Annotated in this window: 25 protein-coding genes, 2 tRNA genes and 2 pseudogenes; 19 read left to right on the top strand and 10 right to left on the bottom strand. The window is 65.9% G+C overall.

The window, feature by feature from the left end; translation table 11 throughout:
- Nucleotides 1–5: 5 nt before the first annotated feature.
- The gene (locus B0T44_RS08785) at nt 6–1,340 is read right to left on the bottom strand and encodes an MFS transporter (protein WP_077119158.1); all 1,335 of its coding nucleotides are present in this window, start codon (nt 1,338–1,340) and stop codon (nt 6–8) included.
- Nucleotides 1,341–1,467: 127 nt separating this feature from the next.
- On the opposite strand from B0T44_RS08785, the gene B0T44_RS08780 reads away from it, so the two are divergent.
- The 6 genes and pseudogenes from B0T44_RS08780 to B0T44_RS28520 form a co-directional block, all read left to right on the top strand.
- Nucleotides 1,468–2,004 (top strand): PadR family transcriptional regulator, encoded by a 537-nt coding sequence (locus B0T44_RS08780; RefSeq protein ID WP_077119155.1) that lies wholly within the window; start codon nt 1,468–1,470, stop codon nt 2,002–2,004.
- 7 nt (nt 2,005–2,011) lie between these two features.
- Nucleotides 2,012–4,048: an NADPH-dependent 2,4-dienoyl-CoA reductase gene (locus B0T44_RS08775; protein WP_254854221.1), complete on the top strand. Its 2,037-nt coding sequence runs from the start codon at nt 2,012–2,014 to the stop codon at nt 4,046–4,048.
- A 34-nt stretch (nt 4,049–4,082) separates the two neighbouring features.
- Complete coding sequence (locus B0T44_RS08770; RefSeq protein WP_077119151.1) at nt 4,083–4,331, top strand: CopG family transcriptional regulator; 249 nt, start codon at nt 4,083–4,085, stop codon at nt 4,329–4,331.
- Nucleotides 4,328–4,762, top strand: coding sequence for a PIN domain-containing protein (locus tag B0T44_RS08765; protein ID WP_077119148.1), 435 nt, complete (start codon nt 4,328–4,330; stop codon nt 4,760–4,762). Before B0T44_RS08770 ends, B0T44_RS08765 begins: the two co-directional genes overlap by 4 nt.
- A 68-nt stretch (nt 4,763–4,830) precedes the next feature.
- Complete coding sequence (gene cmrA, locus B0T44_RS08760; RefSeq protein ID WP_077119146.1) at nt 4,831–5,634, top strand: mycolate reductase; 804 nt, start codon at nt 4,831–4,833, stop codon at nt 5,632–5,634.
- An 82-nt stretch (nt 5,635–5,716) separates the two neighbouring features.
- Nucleotides 5,717–5,845, top strand: a pseudogene (locus B0T44_RS28520) (DUF433 domain-containing protein); the annotation flags it as partial.
- Nucleotides 5,846–5,860: 15 nt separating this feature from the next.
- Here the strand turns inward: B0T44_RS28520 and B0T44_RS27955 are convergent.
- Complete coding sequence (locus tag B0T44_RS27955) at nt 5,861–6,835, bottom strand: protein kinase family protein (protein ID WP_254854220.1); 975 nt, start codon at nt 6,833–6,835, stop codon at nt 5,861–5,863.
- A 16-nt stretch (nt 6,836–6,851) separates the two neighbouring features.
- A complete protein-coding gene (locus tag B0T44_RS08750; RefSeq protein WP_077119142.1) occupies nt 6,852–7,313 on the bottom strand; it encodes a hypothetical protein in 462 nt (153 codons plus the stop codon).
- A 95-nt stretch (nt 7,314–7,408) separates the two neighbouring features.
- Here B0T44_RS08750 and B0T44_RS08745 point away from each other — a divergent pair, with 95 nt between their 5' ends.
- From B0T44_RS08745 to B0T44_RS08735, 3 genes are all read left to right on the top strand, one after another.
- Complete coding sequence (locus B0T44_RS08745) at nt 7,409–7,603, top strand: hypothetical protein (RefSeq protein WP_077119139.1); 195 nt, start codon at nt 7,409–7,411, stop codon at nt 7,601–7,603.
- A 134-nt stretch (nt 7,604–7,737) separates the two neighbouring features.
- Complete coding sequence (gene orn, locus B0T44_RS08740; protein WP_077119137.1) at nt 7,738–8,388, top strand: oligoribonuclease; 651 nt, start codon at nt 7,738–7,740, stop codon at nt 8,386–8,388.
- Between the two features lie 55 nt (nt 8,389–8,443).
- Nucleotides 8,444–8,516: transfer RNA gene (locus B0T44_RS08735), tRNA-His, on the top strand.
- 133 nt (nt 8,517–8,649) lie between these two features.
- On the opposite strand, the gene B0T44_RS27535 is transcribed toward B0T44_RS08735, so the two are convergent.
- Nucleotides 8,650–9,195, bottom strand: coding sequence for a multicopper oxidase domain-containing protein (locus tag B0T44_RS27535; RefSeq protein WP_497006599.1), 546 nt, complete (start codon nt 9,193–9,195; stop codon nt 8,650–8,652).
- Here B0T44_RS27535 and B0T44_RS28770 point away from each other — a divergent pair.
- Both B0T44_RS28770 and B0T44_RS28685 read left to right on the top strand, forming a co-directional pair.
- Nucleotides 9,106–9,357, top strand: a pseudogene (locus tag B0T44_RS28770) (hypothetical protein); the annotation flags it as partial. The gene B0T44_RS27535 and the pseudogene B0T44_RS28770 sit on opposite strands and share 90 nt — an antisense overlap.
- Before the next feature lie 91 nt (nt 9,358–9,448).
- Complete coding sequence (locus tag B0T44_RS28685; protein WP_217808766.1) at nt 9,449–9,598, top strand: hypothetical protein; 150 nt, start codon at nt 9,449–9,451, stop codon at nt 9,596–9,598.
- Nucleotides 9,599–9,697: 99 nt separating this feature from the next.
- Here B0T44_RS28685 and B0T44_RS08725 read toward each other — a convergent pair whose 3' ends face one another.
- Nucleotides 9,698–10,909: a L,D-transpeptidase gene (locus tag B0T44_RS08725; RefSeq protein WP_077119130.1), complete on the bottom strand. Its 1,212-nt coding sequence runs from the start codon at nt 10,907–10,909 to the stop codon at nt 9,698–9,700.
- A gap of 305 nt (nt 10,910–11,214) precedes the next feature.
- Between B0T44_RS08725 and B0T44_RS08720 the strand changes: the two genes are divergently transcribed.
- From B0T44_RS08720 to B0T44_RS08710, 3 genes are all read left to right on the top strand, one after another.
- A tRNA-Lys gene (locus tag B0T44_RS08720) sits at nt 11,215–11,290 on the top strand.
- A gap of 803 nt (nt 11,291–12,093) precedes the next feature.
- Nucleotides 12,094–12,735, top strand: coding sequence for a transglycosylase SLT domain-containing protein (locus tag B0T44_RS08715; RefSeq protein WP_077119128.1), 642 nt, complete (start codon nt 12,094–12,096; stop codon nt 12,733–12,735).
- 66 nt (nt 12,736–12,801) lie between these two features.
- On the top strand, nt 12,802–13,113 hold the full coding sequence (locus B0T44_RS08710; protein WP_077119126.1) for a hypothetical protein: 312 nt from the start codon (nt 12,802–12,804) through the stop codon (nt 13,111–13,113).
- 10 nt (nt 13,114–13,123) lie between these two features.
- Here the strand turns inward: B0T44_RS08710 and B0T44_RS08705 are convergent, their stop codons facing one another.
- On the bottom strand, nt 13,124–15,211 hold the full coding sequence (locus B0T44_RS08705) for an acyltransferase family protein (RefSeq protein ID WP_077119249.1): 2,088 nt from the start codon (nt 15,209–15,211) through the stop codon (nt 13,124–13,126).
- Between the two features lie 351 nt (nt 15,212–15,562).
- Here B0T44_RS08705 and B0T44_RS08700 point away from each other — a divergent pair, with 351 nt between their 5' ends.
- The gene (locus B0T44_RS08700) at nt 15,563–15,862 is read left to right on the top strand and encodes an excalibur calcium-binding domain-containing protein (protein WP_077119123.1); all 300 of its coding nucleotides are present in this window, start codon (nt 15,563–15,565) and stop codon (nt 15,860–15,862) included.
- 63 nt (nt 15,863–15,925) lie between these two features.
- On the opposite strand, the gene B0T44_RS08695 is transcribed toward B0T44_RS08700, so the two are convergent.
- Nucleotides 15,926–16,147 (bottom strand): DUF3618 domain-containing protein, encoded by a 222-nt coding sequence (locus B0T44_RS08695; protein ID WP_077119120.1) that lies wholly within the window; start codon nt 16,145–16,147, stop codon nt 15,926–15,928.
- Between the two features lie 209 nt (nt 16,148–16,356).
- On the opposite strand from B0T44_RS08695, the gene bcp reads away from it, so the two are divergent.
- Nucleotides 16,357–16,830, top strand: a complete 474-nt coding sequence (gene bcp, locus B0T44_RS08690; RefSeq protein WP_077119118.1) for a thioredoxin-dependent thiol peroxidase — start codon at nt 16,357–16,359, stop codon at nt 16,828–16,830.
- Here the strand turns inward: bcp and B0T44_RS08685 are convergent, their stop codons facing one another.
- Nucleotides 16,831–17,604: a TetR/AcrR family transcriptional regulator gene (locus tag B0T44_RS08685; protein ID WP_077119116.1), complete on the bottom strand. Its 774-nt coding sequence runs from the start codon at nt 17,602–17,604 to the stop codon at nt 16,831–16,833.
- Between the two features lie 101 nt (nt 17,605–17,705).
- Between B0T44_RS08685 and B0T44_RS08680 the strand changes: the two genes are divergently transcribed.
- Both B0T44_RS08680 and B0T44_RS08675 read left to right on the top strand, forming a co-directional pair.
- Nucleotides 17,706–18,656 carry an ATP-binding cassette domain-containing protein gene (locus tag B0T44_RS08680; RefSeq protein ID WP_077119114.1) on the top strand — a complete coding sequence of 317 codons (951 nt, stop codon included), beginning with the start codon at nt 17,706–17,708 and terminating at the stop codon, nt 18,654–18,656.
- Nucleotides 18,657–18,676: 20 nt separating this feature from the next.
- Nucleotides 18,677–19,444, top strand: coding sequence for an ABC transporter permease (locus B0T44_RS08675; RefSeq protein WP_077119112.1), 768 nt, complete (start codon nt 18,677–18,679; stop codon nt 19,442–19,444).
- Nucleotides 19,445–19,497: 53 nt separating this feature from the next.
- On the opposite strand, the gene B0T44_RS08670 is transcribed toward B0T44_RS08675, so the two are convergent.
- Nucleotides 19,498–20,745 carry a hypothetical protein gene (locus tag B0T44_RS08670; protein ID WP_139347916.1) on the bottom strand — a complete coding sequence of 416 codons (1,248 nt, stop codon included), beginning with the start codon at nt 20,743–20,745 and terminating at the stop codon, nt 19,498–19,500.
- A gap of 420 nt (nt 20,746–21,165) precedes the next feature.
- Here B0T44_RS08670 and B0T44_RS08665 point away from each other — a divergent pair, with 420 nt between their 5' ends.
- Nucleotides 21,166–21,786 carry a TetR/AcrR family transcriptional regulator gene (locus tag B0T44_RS08665; RefSeq protein WP_077119246.1) on the top strand — a complete coding sequence of 207 codons (621 nt, stop codon included), beginning with the start codon at nt 21,166–21,168 and terminating at the stop codon, nt 21,784–21,786.
- Nucleotides 21,787–21,875: 89 nt separating this feature from the next.
- Here the strand turns inward: B0T44_RS08665 and acpS are convergent, their stop codons facing one another.
- Complete coding sequence (gene acpS, locus B0T44_RS08660) at nt 21,876–22,316, bottom strand: holo-ACP synthase AcpS (protein WP_077119108.1); 441 nt, start codon at nt 22,314–22,316, stop codon at nt 21,876–21,878.
- Nucleotides 22,317–22,321 lie beyond the last annotated feature (5 nt).

Below are 22,321 nucleotides of genomic sequence, written 5' to 3'. Positions count from 1 at the left end.
ATGAACTAACGGATATCGACCTGCTGGTCGCGGTCTGGTGCCGGGACAGCAAGCAGGGCGAGCAGACCAGCACCGAGGACAACCAGCAGTCCCGCGATCCCGGCGCGGTCGGTGGCGAAAGCCCAGGCGAAGAAGCCGAAGAGCAGGGGCGCGAGGAACGATACGGCGCGACCGGTGGTGGTGTAGAGGCCGAACAACTGCCCTTCCCGACCGGGTGGGGCCAACCGGGTGAGGAACGAACGCGCGGATGCCTGCGCCGGGCCGACGAACAGTGTGAGCAGCAGGCCGAATATCCAGAACATGACCGGACCGGAAACCATCAGCAACGCCATCCCACAGATCAGCATCGCGAGCAGCGACACCACGATCACCCGTTTCGGCCCCACCCGGTCATCGAATCGCCCCGCCACCGTCGCGCCGAGCGCCGCGACAACATTGGCGGCGATCCCGAACAGCAGCACATCCGCGGCGGCCAGCCCGTACACGGCGACCGCGAGCACCGCGCCGAAGGTGAACACACCGGCCAGACCGTCCCGGAACACCGCGCTGGCCAGCAGGAAACCCACGGTGCGCCGATCGGTGGCCCACAATTCGCGCAGATCCCGCCACAGCACCCGGTAGGACCCGAGGAAACCGGCGGTATCGGCGCCGGGATCGGCACCCGGGCGCCGCAGTTCGGGCACCGCGACCAGCACCGGCAGCGCGAAAGCGGCGAACCACACCGCGGCCAGCATCGCCACCAGCCGGATATTCAACCCTGCATCAGTGGGCACCCCGAGGAGCCCGCGCCGGTCACCTTCACCGGCGATGAAACCGAAATAGCAGATCAACAGCAAGAAGATGCCGCCGAAATAGCCCATGGCCCAGCCGAACCCGGATACCCGGCCCACCGTGGCAGGCGTCGAGACCTGCCGCAGCATCGCGTTGTAGGGCACGTTGGCCAGCTCGAACACCACCGAACCCGCAGCGAGCAGCACCAGCCCGAGCCACAAATCGTGGTAGTCGTCGCGGACGAAGAACATCGCGGCCATCGTCACGACGGTGAGCGCGGTCAGCACGCCGAGCGACCTTTTCCGGTTGGCGGTGGCATCGAACCATTGCCCGCTGACCGGTGCGGTCACCGCCACCACCAGTCCCCCGATGGCCAACGCCCAGCCCAGCCATGCGCTCGCCGATATCCCGCCGGGCAGATCGTCGCCGACCGTATCGGTCAAATACACCGAGAACACGAAGGTGAGAATCACGGCATTGAAAGCCGCCGACCCCCAATCCCACAGCCCCCACGCGATAACCTGCCCGCGCCGTTCACGCTCGACAACCCGCGCGTCCACCTCGCTCATATCCGAACCCTAGTGTGTCAGGGTGCTTCGTGATCGAGGCGTCGAAGTTCTTCTGGCAGCCGATCTACCCCTCGGCCTATATGCACCTAGTTGCATATAGGCCGGCTGCGCGCTTATTCTTGCGCTCATGGCCCTCGAACACGCCTTGCTGGTGTCGCTGACCGAGCGCGCCGGTTCGGGTTACGAGCTGGCGCGGCGGTTCGACCGATCCATCGGGTTCTTCTGGAGCGCCACCCATCAGCAGATCTACCGGGTGCTGCGGCGGATGGAGGAGTCGGGCTGGGTGGTGAGCGAGACCGTCGCCCAGGAAGGGAAACCAGACAAGAAAGTCTATTCGGTGAGCCCGGACGGACGCGCCGAACTGGCCCGCTGGATCGCCGAACCCACCGACACCGGCGCTCTGCGCAATGAGCTCGCGGTCAAAATCCGCGCCGCCGCCTACGGTGACCCGACGGCGCTACTGACCGAGGTGAGCCGGCATCGTGATCAGCATGCGCAACGGCTGGAGCTGTACCGGCTGATCGAAAAACGCGACTTCCCGGAACCGGAACAGCTCTCCGGCACCGGACTGCACCAGTACCTCGTGCTGCGCGGCGGTATCCGCGTGGAAGCCGGGTTCACCGAGTGGTGCGATGAAGTTCTGCACGCCCTGCGAAGAAAGTGAGCCCGCCGTGAGCTCGACACGTTTTCCGCATCTGTTCTCCCCGCTCGACCTCGGCCACACCACGCTGCGCAATCGCGTGATCATGGGCTCGATGCACACCGGCTTGGAAGACCGCGCCTGGGACACCAACCGGTTGGCCGCCTATTTCGCCGAACGCGCCCGCGGTGGTGTCGGACTCATCATCACCGGTGGTTACGCACCGAACCGCACCGGCTGGCTGCTGCCGTTCGGCGCGAAGCTCACCAACAAAACCGAGGCCTACCGGCATCGCGTTATCACCAAGGCGGTGCACGAGGCCGGTGGGAAGATCGCGCTGCAGATCCTGCATGCGGGCCGCTACGCATATGTGCCGGGCAGTGTGTCGGCGTCGTCGATCAAAGCGCCCATCAACCCGTTCCGGCCGCGCAAACTATCCGCCAAGGGCGTCGAACAAACCATCGACGACTACGTGCGCTGCGCGTCCCTGGCCCAGCTCGCCAACTACGACGGCGTCGAAATCATGGGCGGCGAAGGCTACTTCCTCAACCAGTTCCTCGCTCCGCGCACCAATAAACGCACCGATGAATGGGGTGGCACGCCCCAGAACCGACGGCGGCTGGCGGTGGAGATCGTGCGCCGCACCCGCGCCGCGGTCGGTCCCGATTTTCTCATCGTGTTCCGGTTGTCGATGGCCGAACTGGTGGAAGACGGCCAAACCTTCAGCGAAATCCTCGCCCTGGCGAAGGAATTGGAGGAGGCAGGCGCCAGTATCCTCAACACCGATATCGGCTGGCACGAAGCGAGGGTGCCCACCATCGTGACCTCGGTGCCGCGGGCGGCGTTCGTGGAATTCACCGCGAAAATCGCCGCGCACGTCGGTATCCCGGTGTGTGCGTCGAACCGGATCAATATGCCGGAGACCGCCGAGGAGATCCTCAGCCGCGGTGACGCCCAGCTCGTCTCGCTGGCCCGGCCGCTGCTCGCCGACCCGGAATGGGTGAAAAAGGCCGCTGCGGACCGCACCGACGAGATCAACACCTGCATCGCCTGCAACCAGGCATGCCTGGACCACGCTTTCCAACGCAAAACGGTATCGTGCCTGCTCAACCCGCGCGCCGGGCACGAAACCGAACTGAAGCTGCTGCCCACGCGACGGGCTAAACGTATCGCCGTGGTCGGGGCGGGCCCAGCCGGTTTGTCCGCCGCGATCAACCTCGCCGAACGCGGGCACCATGTGGAATTGTTCGAAGCCGACGACAAGATCGGCGGCCAGTTCGATATCGCGCGACGTATCCCCGGCAAAGAGGAATTCGACGAAACCCTCAGGTACTTCACCCGGAAACTCGAGGTGACCGGGGTGCATGTGCACCTGGGCGAACGCATCACCGCAGCAGAGATCATCGCAGGCCGATACGACGAGGTCGTGCTGGCCACCGGGGTGCGTCCGCGGATCCCGGATATTCCGGGGATCGATCACCCGATGGTGCTGTCCTACGCCGAACTGGTGCGGGAGGACAAACCGGTCGGCCGGCGCGTAGCGGTGATCGGTGCGGGCGGTATCGGCTACGACGTGAGCGAATTCCTCACCGTTGCAGGTAATCCCACTCTGAAATTGGATGAATGGAAACAGGAGTGGGGGGTCGACGCCGACGACGAACACGTCCGCGGCCAACTCCGCACCCCCCGCCCCTCCCCCGCCGCCCGCGAAGTGGTGCTGCTACAACGCAAAACCACCCCGTTCGGTAAGAACCTCGGTAAAACCACCGGCTGGGTACATCGCGCGGCACTCAAAGCCAAAGGTGTCGAACATATCGGCGGCGTCAACTACGACCGCATCGACGACGAGGGCCTGCACATCAGCTTCGGCGAGAAACACTGCCGCCCCCGAGTAATACCGGTCGACAACGTGGTGGTGTGTGCCGGTCAGGAATCGGTACGCGACCTGGCGGACGAACTACGCGCCGCCGGCCTGACCCCGCACCTGATCGGCGGCGCGGACCTGGCCGCCGAACTCGACGCCAAACGCGCCATCGACCAGGGCACCCGCCTGGCCGCCCGATTGTGAACCCGACCGCTTATGGCGGAGGTACCATAACCATATGGCTCTCAAGAAAACCACCGTCATGGTCGACGAGACCGACCTGGAGACGATCAAACAGGCAGCGGCTCGGGAGGGCCGCCCGGAGGCCGAATACTTCCGCGAGGCGTTCCACCTTGCGGCACTTCGAGCCCGTCGATGGCAGGAGAAGTGGGATATTCCGGTCATCGACTTGGGCAGGCCGGTCACCGCGGCAGAAGTCGATCGAACCGTCCGAGCGGCCATCACCGACGCCGAGGATCGTGGATGATCCTGATCGGTGACACCTCCGGGCTCATCGCTGCGTTCAACTCGGCCGATCCGGAACACGCCACGGCGCGCAGTGTCCTACAACACGCCGGTTCGACGGTGGTTTCGCCGCTCGTGCTACTCGAGATCGAGCACGTGATCACACGGAACCTGAACCGCGACGTGGCGTACAGTGTCAACGACTGGCTACTCGCACAAGAAGGCGTCGGCCGAGTCGAGATCGGCGCGGTCCCGGCAGAGTTGCTACGTACGGCTCGCCGTGTCCAGCGTCATTATGCGGCTCTGCGCCTGGACCTCACCGATTCCGTGAACGTCGCCCTGGCGGAGCGGTACGAAACCCCGGACATACTCACTTTGGATCGGCGCGATTTTCGGGCAGTCGCGCCTTTGACGCGACATGATGCCTTCCGAGTGCTGCCAGACGATTACTGAGCGGGCGGGCCAGGCCTGAACAGCCGGTGGGTTACGGCAGCCGGTGGACCGGAGCTTAGGGTGACGGGGTGAGTTTGCCTTCTCCTACCGCTGAGAACCGGGCCGTGGTGACCGGGGCGTCGTCCGGTATCGGGACCGCGCTCGCCGCTGAACTGGCGATGCGGGGTTATTCGCTGATCCTCGTCGCCCGGCGTGAGCAGCTGCTCGACGAGCTGGCGCAGCGGCTGACCCTGGCGCACGGCATCACCGCCGAGGTCCGCGCCGTCGATCTGGCCGACCGCGCGCAGCGGCAGCCGCTGGTGGACGAGCTCACTGCCCGCGATATCGCGATCCTGTGCAATAACGCCGGTATCGCGACCTTCGGCCCTGTCGCCGAACTGGACCCGGCCTATGAACGCGACCAGATGGAACTCAACGCGGTCGCCGTACACGATCTGACACTGGCCGTGCTGCCCGGCATGCTGGGTCGGCGCGCGGGCGGCATCCTGATCTCCGGTTCCGCGGCGGGCAATATGCCGATCCCCAACAACGCCACCTACGCCGCCAGCAAGGCATTCGCCAACACGTTCTCCGAGTCACTGCGTGGCGAACTCAAAGGTTCCGGGGTGAACGTCACCCTGCTGGCCCCAGGCCCGGTCCGCACCGAGACCCCCGACCCAGCCGAGGCATCCATCGTCGACCGCATGGTCCCCGGTTTCATGTGGGTATCAGCCGAACACACCGCAAAAATCTCCATCGACGCACTCGCCCGCAACAAGATGCGCGTCGTCCCCGGCCTGATCAGCAAAGGAATGAGCGTCGCAGGCCAATACGGGCCACGCGCGTTCACCGCCCCCATCGCGGGCGCGTTCTACCGCAAACTCGGCGGCTGAACCGCGGCGCGGACGCCCTGGATCGGCTCGATGCCGAACAGCAGTAGGCCGAGTTCCTGGCCAGCGAAGTTCTGCGGTCCCGATGGTTCCGCGCCGACCATTATCCGAGGGCTACAGGATCCCTGGGGTTCCCGCGTCGCGCCTTGATCGCATTACCTCCGATCCGCAGATCTGCCATGGCCAACCGGTTGTGCGGGGCCTGCGAATACCGGGCCGGGTCCTGAGATCAGCGCCGACGCACCAGGACATCGGGCGGGATCATGCCCAGTGTGCGCAGCTTCTCCAGGCGGGTGATCGCCCCGTCGATCGCCTGCTCCTGGATCCCGGCGTCGCCGAGTGCGGCGTACAACAGATCGTTATCCGCTCGCTTCAGCGCGTTCAGTACATCCGGCTCGAACGGTATTCCGCGCTGGGCGTACACGAACGGTGACCTGATATCGACGGTGAGCGGGTTGCCGAGCGAGAAGGACCGTGCGTGATCGATGGCCAAGACCTGCGCGTGACCTCCCACTATGACTGTGCGGTAATTCCCGATATGGCGGTCACGGTTCCCCATGATGTAGTCGTCGACAGCAACCTGCTGCTGTTGCAGCCTCGGATATCGCCATGCCCGGCGTCCCTTCGGTGATTCGATGAACTGCTGGATCGTTCCCGGTCCGGCGGACTCCACTTCGGGGCCGACGGGCCCGCTGGTCCGGGCCGTCGGGGGAATGCGGCCGAACCCCAGGATCTCGTCGAGGCGGTAGGCGGCGATCTCCCGGTCGGTGAACCCTTCGAGCATGCGCCGCTCCAACGAGTCGGGTTCGAAATCCAGGCCCCCGGTGGGTTTGTAGATATTCAGTTGGCCGTCATCGGAGCGCATCTTGTAGACCTCGGAGATGCTGCGCAGGACATCGATGCGCATGTCGCCGGTGAACGGGACCTCGGCGACCATCCGTCGCGCGGCCATCCGGGATTCGGCTGCGCTGGGCCGATAACCCCAGTCCCGCCCAGGCGCGGGGGCGGATGGTGGAGTGCGGCCCAGTAGTTGTCCGAGAACGCCGTCGGCGTATTCCAGGTGGTCGGCCGTGTATCTGCTGAACCGGCTGGTGCGGCGAAATTTGTCCGCAACCTGCCAGGTGCCCTGCTGCAGGGTGGAGTCGATACGGTCGGTGAGGCCGTGCAGCAGTGAGGCCGCCCGGTCCGTGGTTCCCGGCAGCACGTCGCATCGTCTCCGGTCACCGCTGGGCGCGGCCCGAGGCGTCCGGTTGGCTGGACGAGCCCTCGGCGACGAGCCGGTAGTAGCTCATCGGAGGAAGGTCCAGCAGCGCCTGCAGGAACTCCGCGCCGTCGTCGGGAGGGACGAGCGTCGGCCCGGGTTCGCCGGACTCGTATCGTTCGACACCGTCGGCGTACCAGTCCTCGGCCAACGGGCACTCGTCGGGGCCGGGGGTGGTGAGCGCGACCGATCCGGCGGAGGTCAGCCGGAACTCGGCCACTCGCCGAGGTTCGTCGAAGCCGAGATCGTAGACCGCGACCATCGTGAGCCGCGTTTCCGAGTGCCCTGGTATCAGCGTCCGCCCCTCGGAGTTCGGATAGCCGCCTTCAGGAGAAAGCTCTGCGCCGTCGGCTCGCCCCGCGGTGCCGTCGTCCGCCGCGGCTTCCCCGGTCGTCTGTTTCCGCCACATGTAATAGTCCACGGCGGCGACCGTAGGTCCGCGCGCTTAAGACGAGCTTGGGTCCCACTTGTGCCGATACGCGTCAGCTGGCTTCCGCGCCGTCGAAATCGGGAGTAGTGGCACGATCGGATCGATCTGGATGCCAGATCGAAGCGTATGCGCGGGTACTACATGTCGGCGGCCCGGACACGATCACGCTCGCCGGCTTCGCCCGCACCGCCATCGCGCTCGCGGGCAGCGGCTGGCTGGAGACTGGCCCCGCAGGCATCACCACGCCCGTGCCGCACCACCGTGATCTGCCGACGGAATGACCCGCCACGGCGGCGGCAGGTGGGTGAGGAACGAGCCACGCAGGTGACACGCATGCGATGCGCTGACCCCGCCGCGAACGGACGGAACCTGCGCGCTACGTGATCACGTCACCGAGCTGACTAGGGTTATACGGGTGTCCGACAAATTAGTGGTGTGGATGGATTGCGAGATGACCGGCCTGCGCCTGGACAGCGACAAGCTGATCGAGGTGGCCGCGCTCGTGACCGACAGCGATCTGAACGTTCTCGGTGAAGGTGTGGATATCGTCATCCACGCCGACGAGGAGGCTCTCGCCGCCATGCCACCGGTGGTCGCCGATATGCACGAGCGGTCCGGGCTCACCGAAGAAGTGCGCCGCTCCACCGTCACCGTCGCCGACGCCGAGCAGCAGGTGCTCGATTACATCCGGCAGTACGTGCCGGTGGCGGGCACAGTGCCACTCGCGGGCAATTCCATCGCAACCGACCGCGCTTTCATCGCCCGCGATATGCCGCTGCTGGACGGGCACCTGCACTATCGGCTGATCGACGTCAGCTCGATCAAGGAGCTGTGCCGCCGCTGGTATCCACGGATCTACTTCGGGCAGCCGGAGAAGGGGCTGGCCCATCGCGCGCTGGCCGATATCAAAGAATCCATCCGTGAGCTCGAGTACTACCGGCGCACCGCGTTCGTCGCCGCGCCCGGACCGTCGACGGCGGAGATCTCGGCTATAGCGGCCGAGGTCAGCGGGCTGGCAGAAGGCCTGCCGACACCCCCGGTGACCGGCACACCGGATACCGATTAGCCCTGACGGGGGTGGACGCGCTAGTATCTAGCGGCCGGTGCAAAAACCGGCGATGGTGAGTGTAGTTCAGTTGGTAGAGCACCAGGTTGTGATCCTGGCTGTCGCGGGTTCGAGTCCCGTCACTCACCCCTGAAGGGCCGGGTCAGAGGCAAACGCTTCCGACCCGGCCCTACTTCTATGCCCTACTTCTATTCGGAATCTGTTCGCTTCGTCACAGCGGGGGGAGATGCCAGCTGCGCACTCCAGCGGGTCCAGCGAGGGTCACTCGCCGTCGACGACAACGAACTGCCCCATCATGCCCTGGTCCTCGTGCCAGAGGAGGTGGCAGTGATACATGTAGGGCAGGACGGGGTTGGTGTAGCGGGAAAAGCGCATGATGAGCCGGAAAGACACCGCTGGCGGGGTGTAGACGGTGTCCTTCCAGCCCGCGAGTCCGGGAGGTGGGGCCACACCGTTGATGCTGAGGATCTGGAACTGCACGTCGTGGATATGAAAGTTGTGGGGCTGGCTGTGCATGTTGACGACATCCCACACCTCGGTCGTGTCGACGGTGATCGTGGCATCGATGCGGCTCATGTCCATGCGCTTGCCGTTGATGTGGTTGTTGCCCAGTTCGAACGATCGAGTCTTGACCGCGTCCGCCGGGTCGAGGGCTGGGGCCGCGCCGAGGCGAGCCGGAAGGGTAGGTGAGGGGCGCAGCGTCGCGGCAGCGGTGAGCTGGAGGATATCGAGCTCGTCCGCGGCACCCGCGCTCTGCGCACGACTGGCAGAGACCCCGAGGTTCTGCGGATACGACCTGAGTGTCACGGTCTCGCCAGCGGTGAGCGAGACGATGATCTCGGCGCGCTCACAGGGTGTGAGCACGATGCGGGTCAACCCGCTCGGTCCTGGCCCAAGCCCGCGCGGGTTCCACCGGTGCTCATCGCGGGCGTCGGCCCGAGGGTCCTGGATCGGGTGCTCGAGCACGGCGATGGCTGGCTGCCGCTGCCCTTGTTCACCGCCGAGCAGCTCGGCGCGCATCGACGAACTGCGCGACCGTGCCGCCGCAGCGGGCCGCACAGTGCAGGTCACCCTCTACGGCGGCACCCCCGAGGCCCTGGAATCCTACGAAAAGGCCGGGGTCGACCGCGTCCAGTTCGAACTCCCCGACCACGAGACCCCGGACCAGGCACTGCGCGCACTCGATCACTTCGCCACATTCCTGCCCTGAGCGGCCGTCCGTGCGGAACCGCCATGAGGCGCCACCCTGCCCCGAAAAGCACGTAGCGCACGTGTCGTCGAACACGTGCGCTACGGTCTCGTCGCTCGCTCAGCCGATATCGGCGTTACCGGCTTTCCACTCCGCCCACGGGATGTTCCAGTCGCCCAGACCGTCCACACCCGACAGCGTGCCACCGACGGTGTTCTTCACGATCGTGATATCGCCACGCTTGGCGTTCTCGAACACCCAGCGCGCATCGGCGGGGCTGAGGTTCAAACAACCGTGGCTGGTGTTCGTGTACCCCTGCTGGGCCAACGACCACGGCGCCGAATGGAAGAAGATCCCGCTGTAGGAGATGCGGGTCGCGTAATCGACCGGGGTGCGATAGCCGTCCGGTGAGTTCACCGCCACACCGTAGGTCGAGGAGTCCATGATGATCTCCCGGTGCTTGTCGGCGACGATGTAGATGCCGTTGTCGGTGGGTGTGGAGTCCTTACCCATCGAGGTGGGCATCGTGCGGATCACCTCGCCGTTGCGTTCGACCACGACCTGCTTGGTGTTGTCGTCAGCAGTGAAGATCACCGCGTCGCCGATGGTGAAGAACGAATGAATGTCTTCCTGGCCGTAGAGGCCGTCGCCCAGGTCCTTGCCGTAGACGTTCACATCGACGGTGACCTTGGTGCCCGGAGCCCAGAAATGTTCGGGCCGCCAACGCACTTCGCGGTTGTTCACCCAGTAGAAGGCGCCCTCCACCGGCGGATCGGTGGTGATCTTGATCGCTTCCTGGGCGGCCTTACGGTCGGGGATGTTCTCGTCGAACTGGATCGCCACCGGCTGGCCGATACCGACCACCGCACCCTCGCCCGGGTTCAGGTAGGGCTTGGTCTTGTTGTCCGGCGCGGTGGTCGTGAAACTCAACGTGGTGGTGGTGGCGCCGCCCAAACCGATCGCCTCGACAAGCAGGCGGTAGGTCCGGTCGTAGCCGAGCGGTTCGGTGGTGGCCCAGGAGCTGCCGTCGGCGGCCATGGTGCCGTTCACCGGGACACCCTCCGGGTTCAGCAGCGAAACCTCGGTGAACTTACCGTCCTCGACCTGGAAGGTCATCGGCATGGCCGGAGAAACACCGATATCGCCGTCCTTGACCGGCGCCAGCAGCTTCGGCTTGATGAGTTCGGTGATGGGATTGCGGTCGATGGCAACGGTTCGATCACTTGCATCCGAAGACGAGCACGCCGATAGCACAAGCGCCAGCAACGCGAACAAGACCACAGGTACGGTGAATTTCCCGGCCGACGGACGCCGACCATGACGTATGCGCATCTACAACCCCGTTTCAAGTCCCGGTGCAACAGCCCCGCACCGACGGCTTCGGATCCGACCGAACAGCCCAGCACCCCCACCGCGCGGGCGGGATCGGTCGAGACCACGTGCTGTCATTCTGCCAGCCCCGCAGACCCGAACCCAATTACGAACAGCCCCCGGTAGGCCGCGGGCACACCCGTAGATACCGTCCGCAGCGCCGCGCGTTACGCCCGCTCAGCCCCCGCAGATCCGGCCCACACGGTATCGATTTCACTTCTGCGCCTCCGGCCTGTTAATCTCTGTCCCGCACCGCAACGGTGCCCGCGCCATTAGCTCAATTGGCAGAGCAGCTGACTCTTAATCAGCGGGTTCGGGGTTCGAGTCCCTGATGGCGCACCACGACATTCACTCAGGCGGAATCCGCCGCCCCGGCTTGCGCTGTTCGGAAGATCACACCACATTTCCGCCCGCGGTCGAAGCACGCGAGCCAGCCTGTGGCTGAGCCGATAACGGTCGGTGAAGTGACTGTTATCACCGCACCCCCCACGCGCCGGTCGCGCACCGGCAGCGATTCGGCGCGCCAGCAGAGGGGCGCACTCCGGTGTTCGCGCCGCACCCTGAGGCGTCCCACCTCCCGCCTCAGGTCACGAAAGAGTCACCGATACCCAGCGTGGGCGCGATATCCACGTAATAGTTTTGTGACCTCTGTCACGTGAGGTTTAAACGCAAAACTCCAGCTCGAGCGGTAGATCACTGCCACTGGTTTGCGACCTTCAAGATCGCCAGAGCTTTTTCTTCCCCGCCCGTTTACCTGGCGTTCACCTTCCGTGACCATTCTGCAATCCGGTCGTAAAAAGACCTGGAGTTTGGTTAGTCCGCGTAGTGCGTGACACACGGTCGGACATGAGGCGCCCGAAAGAGCGCAGCGGATCCGGAACGGAATCGCGACAACCAATCTTTGCCAACGACTCCGCCGCGGGTGGAGTTCCCGCGACACCGCGGACCGGGAGGCATCCAGCCGCCGCCGCACCACAACCGTGTCGTTCCCAGGGAGCCGAAGCGTTCCCGTCACAACAAAACCCCACAACAGCACAGCCATGTTCCGGCAGACGGGCCAAGCCGTCGCCGTGGAGCCGTGCTGACCACGTCAGGACAGCACGCCCGGATCGTTACCGAGATCGACCAAGGAACTGACTTTCAACATGCCTGACAGACGCTTCCCCACCCTGGCTCGCCGCACCAAACGCGACGTGTTCACCGTCGCCGTCGCCGCCGCCGGCCTCGTCGCCGTCGCTACATCCTCCGCTGTCTCCGTCGCCGACAACAGCGTGCCCGCCCGCATCGCGACGGTCGCCGAACAGCAGCCCGCCCAGCAGACCACCCAGCAACCCACTGCCGCCGCCGAACCGATCGCGGCCGCACCCGTCCCGCAGGCCGAAGCCATCCCGGCACCCGCACCCGCACCCGCCATGGCTCCCGCCCCTGCCCCGGCACCAGCTCCCGCACCCGCCCCGCCCGTCTACCCGGACAACCTGGACGGCTGGATCCGCGAAGCGCTCGACATCATGCGCGCCAACAACATCCCCGGCAGCTACGAGGGCATCAAACGCAATATCTTGCGCGAATCGTCCGGCAACCCGCAGGCCATCAACCTCTGGGATTCCAATGCCGCCATGGGCATTCCGTCCAAGGGCCTGCTCCAGGTGATCGACCCCACATTCGCCGCCTACCACGTGCCCGGCACCCCGTTCAACGTGTGGGACCCGGTCGCCAATATCGTCGCCGCCTGCAACTACGCGGCGCACCGCTACGGCACCATGGACAACGTTTCCGGGGCTTACTGAGTCTCGTACCTACCCGGCGTTCAGGCCACCCAGACCGTAATCGGCCACGACGTACACTGCTGCGTCGTGGCCGATTACGCGCATTCGGAGGCAGCGGCAGCCGGGCGGGCCGCGAAGGCACGACGGCTGGCCCGCTACCTGTGGGACCGCGATATCTCGGCAGCAGAACTCCACGCACTGGACCGATCGGTCCGGCGCAAACTGGCGCGCGCCGCAGGCACGAACCCGCCGAGCACCGACGAAACCTGGCTCTCGGTGGCGCGTCTCCTCGACGACAAGGACGCCTGGGCAGCACGGCATCCACACCACCCGGCAGCCCGCCGCGCGCATACCGACGAAAAACTGCTCTGGGTGAAACCGCCCATCACGCCATGGTGACGAGCCCCGCTCACCACCAGCCGGTGGCCGCTCCGATCTGGCGCTCCAACTCCGCGGTGATGGTGCGCACATAGGTTGCGGTCAGGTGATGCTCGTCGTGGTAGACGAGGACATTGCCCTCGACAACCCGGCAGATCTCAGGCCCGCACACCGCGTCGGTCAGGTCGAGCAGGTGCATGTTCGGGAACGCCGACACCGGTTCCAGCGCCGGGTTGACCGGTGAGAGCGCATCGCTGCGCCGCATCCCGCAACTCTCGGGATTACCGCCCGCGGCCAGACAGTCCACGGCACGGTAGCGGGCGCCGGTGTCGTTGCGCAGCCAGGGAGTGTCGCGGATGGCGAGAACCTTCAGGTCACGTTCGGCCATCGCCTCCCAGACGTCGATGAACTCCGGCGGGACCACGTCACCGCCGATCGGCCAGCGCGGGGCAGTGGCGGTGGTGAACACCCAGTCCGGACGGTCCACCGCCAGCCGGTCGATCACCTCGCGCGACCAGTCCCGGCAATCCGGGATGTCGAGGCCGCGATACGGGGCGTCGTCACGGATATTGAGCGGGCAACCCATCTTCAGATAGACCACGATCTTCACCGAATGGGCGCGGGCAAGCAGCTCCATCGCAGGCAACCAATGCTCGGCATGGGAATTGCCGACCACCGCGATCGTCTTCGTTCCGGCCGGGTCGCCATAGGTACAGGTGACGACCTCGGTGGTGTGCCAGTCGGCGATACAGCCGTCCACCGTCGGCGGCGGCAGATCCGACGGCGCCTCCAACACCGAGGGCCGCCATTTGGCCGCGGGCACCGTGACACCGGTCAGCAGCGCCTCCGCGCCCGGATACATATCGGTATCGAGCGCTTCCACCGGATGCGATGGTGTGGTGAGCACCACTGTCTGCCAGAAACCGGAACCACCGAGCACCAGGGCGCCGACGACCGTCACCGCCACCGCCGAAACCCGGCGCAGCAGCACCGGAGATGACGCTGCCGCCCCCGACCGCAACCGCAGCGGTTCCTCCACCAGCCGATTGGTCAACACCGCGAGCACCAGCGAGATACCGATCACGAGCAGCCCACCGGCCAACCCGGCATGGTTCCTACCGGTGTGGATCAGGTAGTAGATGAGCAGCGGCCAATGCCACAGATACAGCGAGTAGGCGACGGAGCCGAGCTCGACGAACGGCCGCGTCGCCAGCATCCGCGTTATCCGCGGCCGCCACGCCGATGAGGTGTTCACCCCGGCCACGATCAGCACCACCGCGGCGCCCACCGGGAACAGGGCGGCCGGACCGGGGAACTGCCTGGCGCCGTCGAACAGCATGCCGCAAACGAGCACAGCGCTCAGCCCGGCGATCGCCAGCCCCGACCTGACCAGCCGCGCCCAGGTGCGGTCCGGCCAGCGCAGCAGCGGCGCCACCACCGCGAGCAGCGCACCGGCCAGCAGCTCCCACGCGCGCGCAGCGCTGTCGTAGTAGGCCCACTCCTGATAGGAGATCGAGCGCAGCGCAGCATAGACGAACGACGCGACACCCAGCGTCAGCGCCAGCGCCCCGAGCGCGGGGCGCGTGGCCGACAGCCTGCCCGCCCGGCGGCAACCCCAGCACACCAGCGCAAGCAGCAGCGTGATGGCCAGGTAGAACTGGCCCTGCACCGCCATCGACCACAAATGCTGCAGCGGGCTCACCGACGGGTCGGCCGCGAGGTAGTCGGCGGCCGCCCGCGCCAGATACCAGTTCTGGTAGTACAGCGCCGAGGCCAGCGTCTGACCGGACAGATCCGCCCACTGGGTGTACGGCCGCTGCTGCACGGTCAGCACCATGACAGCGGCCAGCACCACCAGCAGCGCAGGAAGCAGCCGCCGCCCGGTGCGACGTGCGGTTTCCCACAGCGCGATACGGCCGCTGCCTTCAGCGCGCCGCAGCAACATCCCGGTGAAGAAGAAACCGGACAACACCAGGAAGATGTCCACACCGCCGGACACCTTCCCGAACCACACATGGAAGGCGACAACCAACGCGATCGCGATACCGCGCAACCCGTCCAGGTCCAGGCGGTAATCGGCCTTCTTCGCCGCGGATGCGCGCGGCTGCCCGGTCACCATCTCGGTCGGGCCACTGTCCTTGATCTGTAACAACTGTCCGCTCCCGCGCTACGCCAGCCGCATACCGACCGAGCAAGCAGCAGTAACGAGCAGCGGTCTACGAGCAACGGACATAGCAAGAATCCCTATCACAACCGGCTGTTTCACCGGAATTCACGACAGCGGCGCCGATTGGGCCGCCCCTGGCTTATTACCCAGACGGGTAGGCAGGATAGTCGTCGGTATCTCGAGGCTTATCTGGCGTGAGGGTGTCACCCGGTTGACAAGCGAGTCACCGGTCACAACAGTGGATGCGGCGTTCTCAGTCCGAACGTGCGAATACACCGCCCATCCAGACATATAGAGGAATTCATGAACGTTCGCCGGCTCACCGTCAGCGCTGCCGCAGCGGGGCTGACCTTCATGGCGGCCCCCGCCGCCCTGGCCGTCCCCGCTCCCACCGGTTCCGCGGGTACCGGCTCGTCCGCTGTCGACTCCGGTTCGGCCGCGACCGGCTCGTCTCAGCTGTCACAGACCGGGTCGGCCGGTGGCGCCTTCCAGAACTGCGACGAGGTCCGTGCCGCAGGTCGCGCCCCGATCTTCCGTGGCGAGCCCGGCTTCGGCCCGCACCTCGATCCCGACGGCGACGGGTTTGCGTGCCCGACGGTCTGACACGGTGCTCGACGACGAACACCCGGAGCGGTTCGCACTGCTCCGGGTGTTCTCGTTTTCGGGTCAGCGGAAGAGCTTGACCAGAACCAGGCCTGCCACCAGCACACCCGCGCCGATCAGGGTGTATTTCACCTTCGGCTCGTTCACCTTGGCGACGACCAGCTGCTTGGTGTCGTCGGCGATCCGCTGCGGGTCGGCCCGCACCGCGATCTCGTCCAGCGTGCTGGCCAATCGTGCCCGCGCGGCCTCGATCTCCTGTTCGATCCGCTCGGTGTCCCTTGCCACGTGAAAGCCTCCTGTATCTGATCTGCCGCGGGCGCGGGCTGTCCTGCTCTAGCCGCTTTCCGCGGGCCTCGGTCGCGCCCCTCGTCTGCGCCGGACCGCACGTGCCGCCGCGACCGCATCCGGTGCGGCCTGCGTGGCCGTACACGGACCGGTCCAGGGCTCGCGGACGAGTGTATCCGCGCGCCGCGGCGCCGGTACCGTCTCTTCACATGACCGACAACCACCGACTTTCCCCGGGAGACACCGCCCCCGATTTCACCCTGCCCGACGCCGACGGCAACGAGGTCTCGCTCGCCGACTACCGGGGCCGCAAGGTGATCGTCTACTTCTACCCGGCGGCCAGCACCCCCGGCTGCACCAAACAGGCCTGCGATTTCCGTGACAACCTGGCCGAACTGAACGACGCGGGCCTCGACATCATCGGCATCTCCCCCGACAAGCCGGCAAAGCTGGCGAAATTCCGGGACGCGGAGAACCTGAACTTCCCGCTGCTGTCGGACCCCGGCAAAACCGTTCTCACCGCGTGGGGCGCCTTCGGCGAGAAAACCATGTACGGCAAGAAGGTCACCGGCGTCATCCGCTCCACTTTTCTGGTGGACGCCGCGGGCAAGATCGAGGTGGCCCAGTACAACGTGCGCGCCACCGGGCATGTGGCGAAGCTGCGCCGCGACCTGTCGGTGTAGTCAGGTGTAGGAGGTGATCAGCTGCTCGTAGCCGTCGAGCAGCCGGTCGAGCCCGAAACCGAAGAACAACTGCTCCCACGACTGTTCGTCCTGCTCGAAGGCCTGTGCCTGCACTATGGCGGTCAGCGCCGGGTGGCGCTGCGGATCGATCACCTGGCCGAGCAGCTCCCAGTCGCCTGCGTCTTCCTGATCTCCCGCAGCGATCTCGCCGACCGCCCGCGCCCGGCCGATCACATAGATCGACAGGTTCGTCACCAGTTGCATTTTGATCGGTTCGGGCACCGCGGTCCGCGACAATATGGCCAGCCCTGATTCCAGCCATGCCACATTGCCCGGTCCGAGCGGCGGTGTTTTCAACGGCACTTCCAGCCACCCCGGATGCGCGAGGAGCGCGTGGTACTCCGCCCATGCCCACTGCTCCAGCCCCTCCCGCCACGGGGTGCCTTCGGGGATCTGTGGCGGCTGGCCGATTACCCGGTCCATCGCCAGCGCGATCAGGGTCGCTTTGCTGTCGACATAGCGGTACAGCGACATCGCGGTGAAACCCAGCCGCTGGGCGACCTTGCTCATCGATAACGCGGCGAACCCTTCTTCGTCCACGAGTTCGATGGCGGCACCGACGATCTGCTCGAGGCTCATCCCGCGGCGTGGTCCACGACCGCCCTCGGGTACGAGGCCCCACAGCAGTTCCATCGTCTTCGACAGCCTGCGATCACCGGCAATCTGCTCATCTTTGTCGTGTCCCGCCTGGTCGTGAGCAGCAGATTCCACCATCTCGTCAACTCCTTTCGCGGAACACACTCTTGCACGGCCCAATAACTGTGTATGCTCTAAACAATGTTTACGCAATACACAGTTTCTGGATCGGAGTCACCATGACCGCCCCTCCCCGCCCCGCCATCAGCATTCACGGGCTCACCAAGACATTCGGCGACCGGCAGGTACTCGCCGGAATCGACCTGGACATCACAGCCGGAACAGTGTTCTCGCTGCTGGGCCCCAACGGTGCAGGCAAAACCACGATGGTCCGCATCTTGACAACCTCCACCACCGCCGACCAAGGCACGATCCGTATCGGCGGACACGATCTGGCAGCCGAACCCGACCGGGTGCGCGACAACATCGGCGTCACCGGGCAATACTCCGCCGTCGACAAAGTGCTCACCGGGACGGAGAACCTCCGATTGATCGGCAGGTTGCTGCACCTGGACCGAGCGGTCGTCCGGCAGCGCACCGCCGAACTACTGGAACGCTTCGACCTCGGCGACGCCGCCGACCGGCCCGCCCGCACCTACTCCGGTGGGATGCGCCGCCGCCTCGACCTGGCGATGAGCCTGATGGGACAGCCGCGGATCGTGTTCCTCGACGAGCCGACCACCGGACTGGACCCACGCAGCCGCCGCGAACTGTGGCAGGTGATCCGGGAACTGGTCGACGACGGCATCACCATCTTCCTCACCACCCAGTACCTGGAGGAAGCCGATCAGCTGGCCGACCGGATCGCGGTACTGCACGACGGGCACATCGTCGCCGACGGCACCGCGGCCGAACTCAAACAACTCACCCCGGGCGGGCATATCCGGCTGCGGTTCGCCGATGTGTACGCCATGCAGGCCGCGGCCCTAGCCACCGGACGCGGCGAAGCCGACCCGAGTGAACTCACCTTGCAGGTGCCCTCCGACGGCAGCGTCGGCGACCTCAAACGACTGCTCGACCATCTCGAAAACTGCGACATCAGCGTCGAACAACTCACCGTGCACACCCCCGATCTCGACGATGTGTTCTTCGCCCTCACCAGCAGGCCATCCGACCGGATCCCGGCCTGAGCACACCAAGGACCTGACATATGACCTCGACCATCCGCGCCGTCCAGGATTCGACCACCATGCTCGGCCGCAACCTGCTACACGCCCGGCGCAGCCCTGATGCGGTGATCATGACGCTGGCGCTGCCGATCATGATCCTGCTGATGTTCGTCTACGTCTTCGGACGGGCCATGGACGTCGGCGGCGCCTATATCGATTACGTCGTGCCGGGAATCATCCTGCTGTGCGCCGGTTTCGGCGCGGCGACCATCGCGGTCACCGTATCGGTGGATATCACCGACGGTATCGTTGACCGCCTGCGCACCATGCCGATCAGCCAGTCGGCGGTACTCACCGGACATGTCGCCGAAAGCGTGTTGCGCAACCTGGCCACCACCGCCGTGGTGGTCGGCGTCGCGGTGGCGCTCGGATTCCGGCCGACCACCGATCCGCTGCGCTGGCTCGCCGCGGCCGGTCTGATCGCGCTGTTCGTGCTGGCGCTCTCCTGGGTCGCGGCCGCCGTCGGGCTGCTGGCAAGCACCCCGGAAGCGGCCAACGGTTTCACCATATTCGCCATGTTCCTGCCGTATGTGAGTAGCGCCTTCGTACCGACCGAAACGCTGCCGTCCTGGCTGCGCGGGTTCGCCGAGTACCAGCCGGTGACGCCGATGATCGAAACGATTCGCGGATTGCTGATGCAGACGCCGATCGACAACAGTGCCGTACTCGCCGTGGCCTGGTGGAGTGCGATCGCGCTGGCCGGTTACACAACGGCCAAGGTGCTGTTCCAGAAGCGGACTACCACCTGAGACGCCTGGACCGGAAGGGCCCGATACCGGAAGGGCATCGGGCCTGGTCCTGGTCAGCTCTCGATCTCGGGCGACTCGGCCTCGGACAACTCGACCTCGAGTGTCTCGACCTCAGGTTGCTCGGCCTCGGGCAGCACCTGCTGGGCCGCCCACTGCACCAGCAGCCGGAGATGCTTATCCCACCAGGCGTACGATTCCGGGGTGAACGCGGGCGGCGGCGGTTCCTCCCCCGGGAACAGCAGGCCGTTCGGCGCTTCGAGTTTCACCGCAGGCGCGGGAATAACCGAGGTCTGCGTCGAACCTCCTGCGGTATCGCGGGTTTCGGGATCCGCGGCCAGCAGCGGCAGGCCGGGATTCGCCGGGAAGGCCCACTGCGGGCCGGTGTGCTGCGGATCCCGCGACGGATACAGGCTCACGGTTTCCGGGATCGTGGTCGCCGGATCGGGCTCGAACCGCAGTGGTGCGGACGTATCTGCGGCCTCGGGGTTCTCGCCGTTCTGCCACCCGGTGTGCTCCAGCGTCCGCGAGGCAGCGGTCGTGGCGGGGTCGGCGGCCAGCGAATCGGCCTGCGGCTGCCCGTCTGCAAGCACATACACCCCGCTGCCGGTCATCCCGCCCGCGAGCACACCGGCCGCGGTGACCCACACCACCGACCCACGGCCCGACCGCTCGGGTTCCGCGGGAACCGCCACATCCTCCAGATCGGCCATCGCAAACAGCGCCGCCCCGACCGCGGGCGCGGACCCAGCGATCCGGCATGGGATAACGGGTGCGCCGAAACCACTGACCGCACCCATCACCGCAGGCTGGTCGGCGCCGGAACCGATCAGCACAACCGCGTCCGGCCGCACCTCCGCGGCGTCGAGCTGATCACGCGCGGCCGCCACCGCCGCGCTCATCGCAGCCATGGTGGGCACCGCGGCGGGCTGCCCGGTCGCCGCAAGCACCCGGCTGCGCGCCGCGTCGACCAGAGTGAACGCCTGATAGCCGGGCACGACCTCGCAGATGAGCAGGTGATCGAATTCGTTCAGCCAGGTCATCGCCCCGGCGACGCTCAGATGCGCCGATTTCGTCGACACCAGCGACGCGCTGTGCCACGGCCCGGCAGCGAGCCGGGTGACGATACCGCGCCGCTCAGCGGTATCACGGTAGGCGACGGCAGCGCCCGCGATCTGGTCCGGGGAACCGATTTCATCGGCCACCTCGTCCATGACCCGCGCCACTGCCGCCGCCAACTCGGCCTTGCTGTCGCCGTGAATGCAGACGACCCGGTGCAGCAGCACCCGATCGGACAATTTCACGCTGCTATCGTCCAACGCCACCGCGTGGACGGCACCGCGTTCGGTGGAGACACCAAGGGTGATGACAGAACGAGTTGCCTCCGACTGAGCTACCACAGATCACGCCTCCCTGTGCCGATACCGGCTCATGAATTGCCCGAAAACGGGCGCTTCGTTCGGCGCCGCAGCGAAATCCCTGCCAGCGCGCTACATTCCCCTGCTCCGGACGCCTCTTTTCTCGAGCGTCCTCGTTATGTGTTCTACACCACAACGTTCGTGGATGGGTGGTGATTCGTGACAGAGGGGTTGATCGTGCACAACGCTGATGTGTCCTAGCGAACGCGGTACCGCTAGCCTGGGTGTGTGGAAGTACGCACGGAGGCCAGGGTGAAACGACGCCCGGACCCTGCGTTGGAGCTGCAGGACGACCCACAGGAGCTCATGCCGAGGCGTCGGCCGACGCAGGCACGCAGCAAACGCAAGTTCGATGCGTTACTGCAGGCTTCCAGAGAACTGCTGGTCGAAGTGGGTTTCGAATCGTTCACCTGCGAAGAGGTCGCCGCGCGGGCCGAGGTACCGATCGGCACTCTCTATCAGTTCTTCGCCAACAAGTACGTCATCGTGTGCGAGTTGAATCGGCAAGACCTGGTAGCGGTTTCCCAGGAGTTGGCCGACTTCCACGGTGAGATCCCGTCACTGGACTGGTTGCGGCACATGAACCAGTTCGTCGACCATCTGGCCAGCCTGTGGATGACCGACCCGTCGCGGCGCGAGGTCTGGCTGGCGATGCAGTCCACTCCGTCGACGCGGGCCACCGGCGCCATCCACGAAAAGGAATTCGCCGAGGTCGTCTCGCAGATGCTGCGCCCACTGACCCCGCGCACTCCTCGCGAACGCCGCACCATGATGGCCGAAGTGCTGGTGCACGTCGTGTACTCGATGCTGAATTTCTCGGTGCAGGACGAACAGAGCCACAGCGACGCCGTCGCCGAGCTCAAACGGCTCATGGTCGCGTATCTGCTGGTCGCCGAGAAGGAATCCCGCACCGCCAGTCAGGGGTGAACTCCCCCGCTGTCGTTATAGCCGAAAGGTATTGCACGGCAGAAACGAGGAACGGCACAGCCGCCAGGGATCGCAGCTGTGCCGTTTGCTCATGCTCCTTCCGGTGCCCGCCCCTCGATCAAATCAGCCAGTTCACCCGGGTCCTCCAACACCACCATCGCCGCGGCGGTATCGCCATCGTGGGTGAGCGACAGATGAACCCGCACCCGCGGCAGGAATTCGGCGGCCAGGCCGTGCAATTTGATACTCGGCCTGCCCCACGCATCGTTGACCACTTCGATCAACGGATACGGGTTGTCGCCGATCTGCGGGCGGCGGGCGAACCGAGACGATGCCCAGGCTTTGAGCACCGCCTCCTTGGCCGCCCACCGCGCCGCGTAGCTGCGCGCCGGGTCGGTTCCCTTGCTCTGGCAGTACCGCCGCTCACCGGCGGTGAAACTCTCCCGGAGCATGGTGGTTCCGGCACGTTGCATTTGTTCGGCGAACTCGGAGACGGTCACCAAGTCCAAGCCGATACCGAGGATGGTCACAGGCA

It is taken from the genome of Nocardia donostiensis, from assembly GCF_002081715.1.
GTDB classification, from domain to species: Bacteria; Actinomycetota; Actinomycetes; order Mycobacteriales; family Mycobacteriaceae; genus Nocardia; species Nocardia donostiensis.
This window is presented reverse-complemented; position numbering and strand designations above follow the sequence as displayed.

Excerpts from the sequence above, each read along its gene's own strand:
- bcp (WP_077119118.1), top strand. The coding sequence starts at position 16,357 with ATGACCGACAACCACCGACTTTCCCCGGGAGACACCGCCCCCGATTTC.
- B0T44_RS08665 (WP_077119246.1), top strand. The coding sequence starts at position 21,166 with ATGCCGAGGCGTCGGCCGACGCAGGCACGCAGCAAACGCAAGTTCGAT.
- B0T44_RS08770 (WP_077119151.1), top strand. The coding sequence starts at position 4,083 with ATGGCTCTCAAGAAAACCACCGTCATGGTCGACGAGACCGACCTGGAG.
- B0T44_RS08680 (WP_077119114.1), top strand. The coding sequence starts at position 17,706 with ATGACCGCCCCTCCCCGCCCCGCCATCAGCATTCACGGGCTCACCAAG.
- B0T44_RS08715 (WP_077119128.1), top strand. The coding sequence starts at position 12,094 with ATGCCTGACAGACGCTTCCCCACCCTGGCTCGCCGCACCAAACGCGAC.
- B0T44_RS08675 (WP_077119112.1), top strand. The coding sequence starts at position 18,677 with ATGACCTCGACCATCCGCGCCGTCCAGGATTCGACCACCATGCTCGGC.
- B0T44_RS08765 (WP_077119148.1), top strand. The coding sequence starts at position 4,328 with ATGATCCTGATCGGTGACACCTCCGGGCTCATCGCTGCGTTCAACTCG.
- B0T44_RS08725 (WP_077119130.1), bottom strand. The coding sequence starts at position 10,909 with ATGCGCATACGTCATGGTCGGCGTCCGTCGGCCGGGAAATTCACCGTA.
- B0T44_RS08700 (WP_077119123.1), top strand. The coding sequence starts at position 15,563 with ATGAACGTTCGCCGGCTCACCGTCAGCGCTGCCGCAGCGGGGCTGACC.
- B0T44_RS08705 (WP_077119249.1), bottom strand. The coding sequence starts at position 15,211 with ATGGTGACCGGGCAGCCGCGCGCATCCGCGGCGAAGAAGGCCGATTAC.
- B0T44_RS08685 (WP_077119116.1), bottom strand. The coding sequence starts at position 17,604 with ATGGTGGAATCTGCTGCTCACGACCAGGCGGGACACGACAAAGATGAG.
- B0T44_RS08780 (WP_077119155.1), top strand. The coding sequence starts at position 1,468 with ATGGCCCTCGAACACGCCTTGCTGGTGTCGCTGACCGAGCGCGCCGGT.
- B0T44_RS08785 (WP_077119158.1), bottom strand. The coding sequence starts at position 1,340 with ATGAGCGAGGTGGACGCGCGGGTTGTCGAGCGTGAACGGCGCGGGCAG.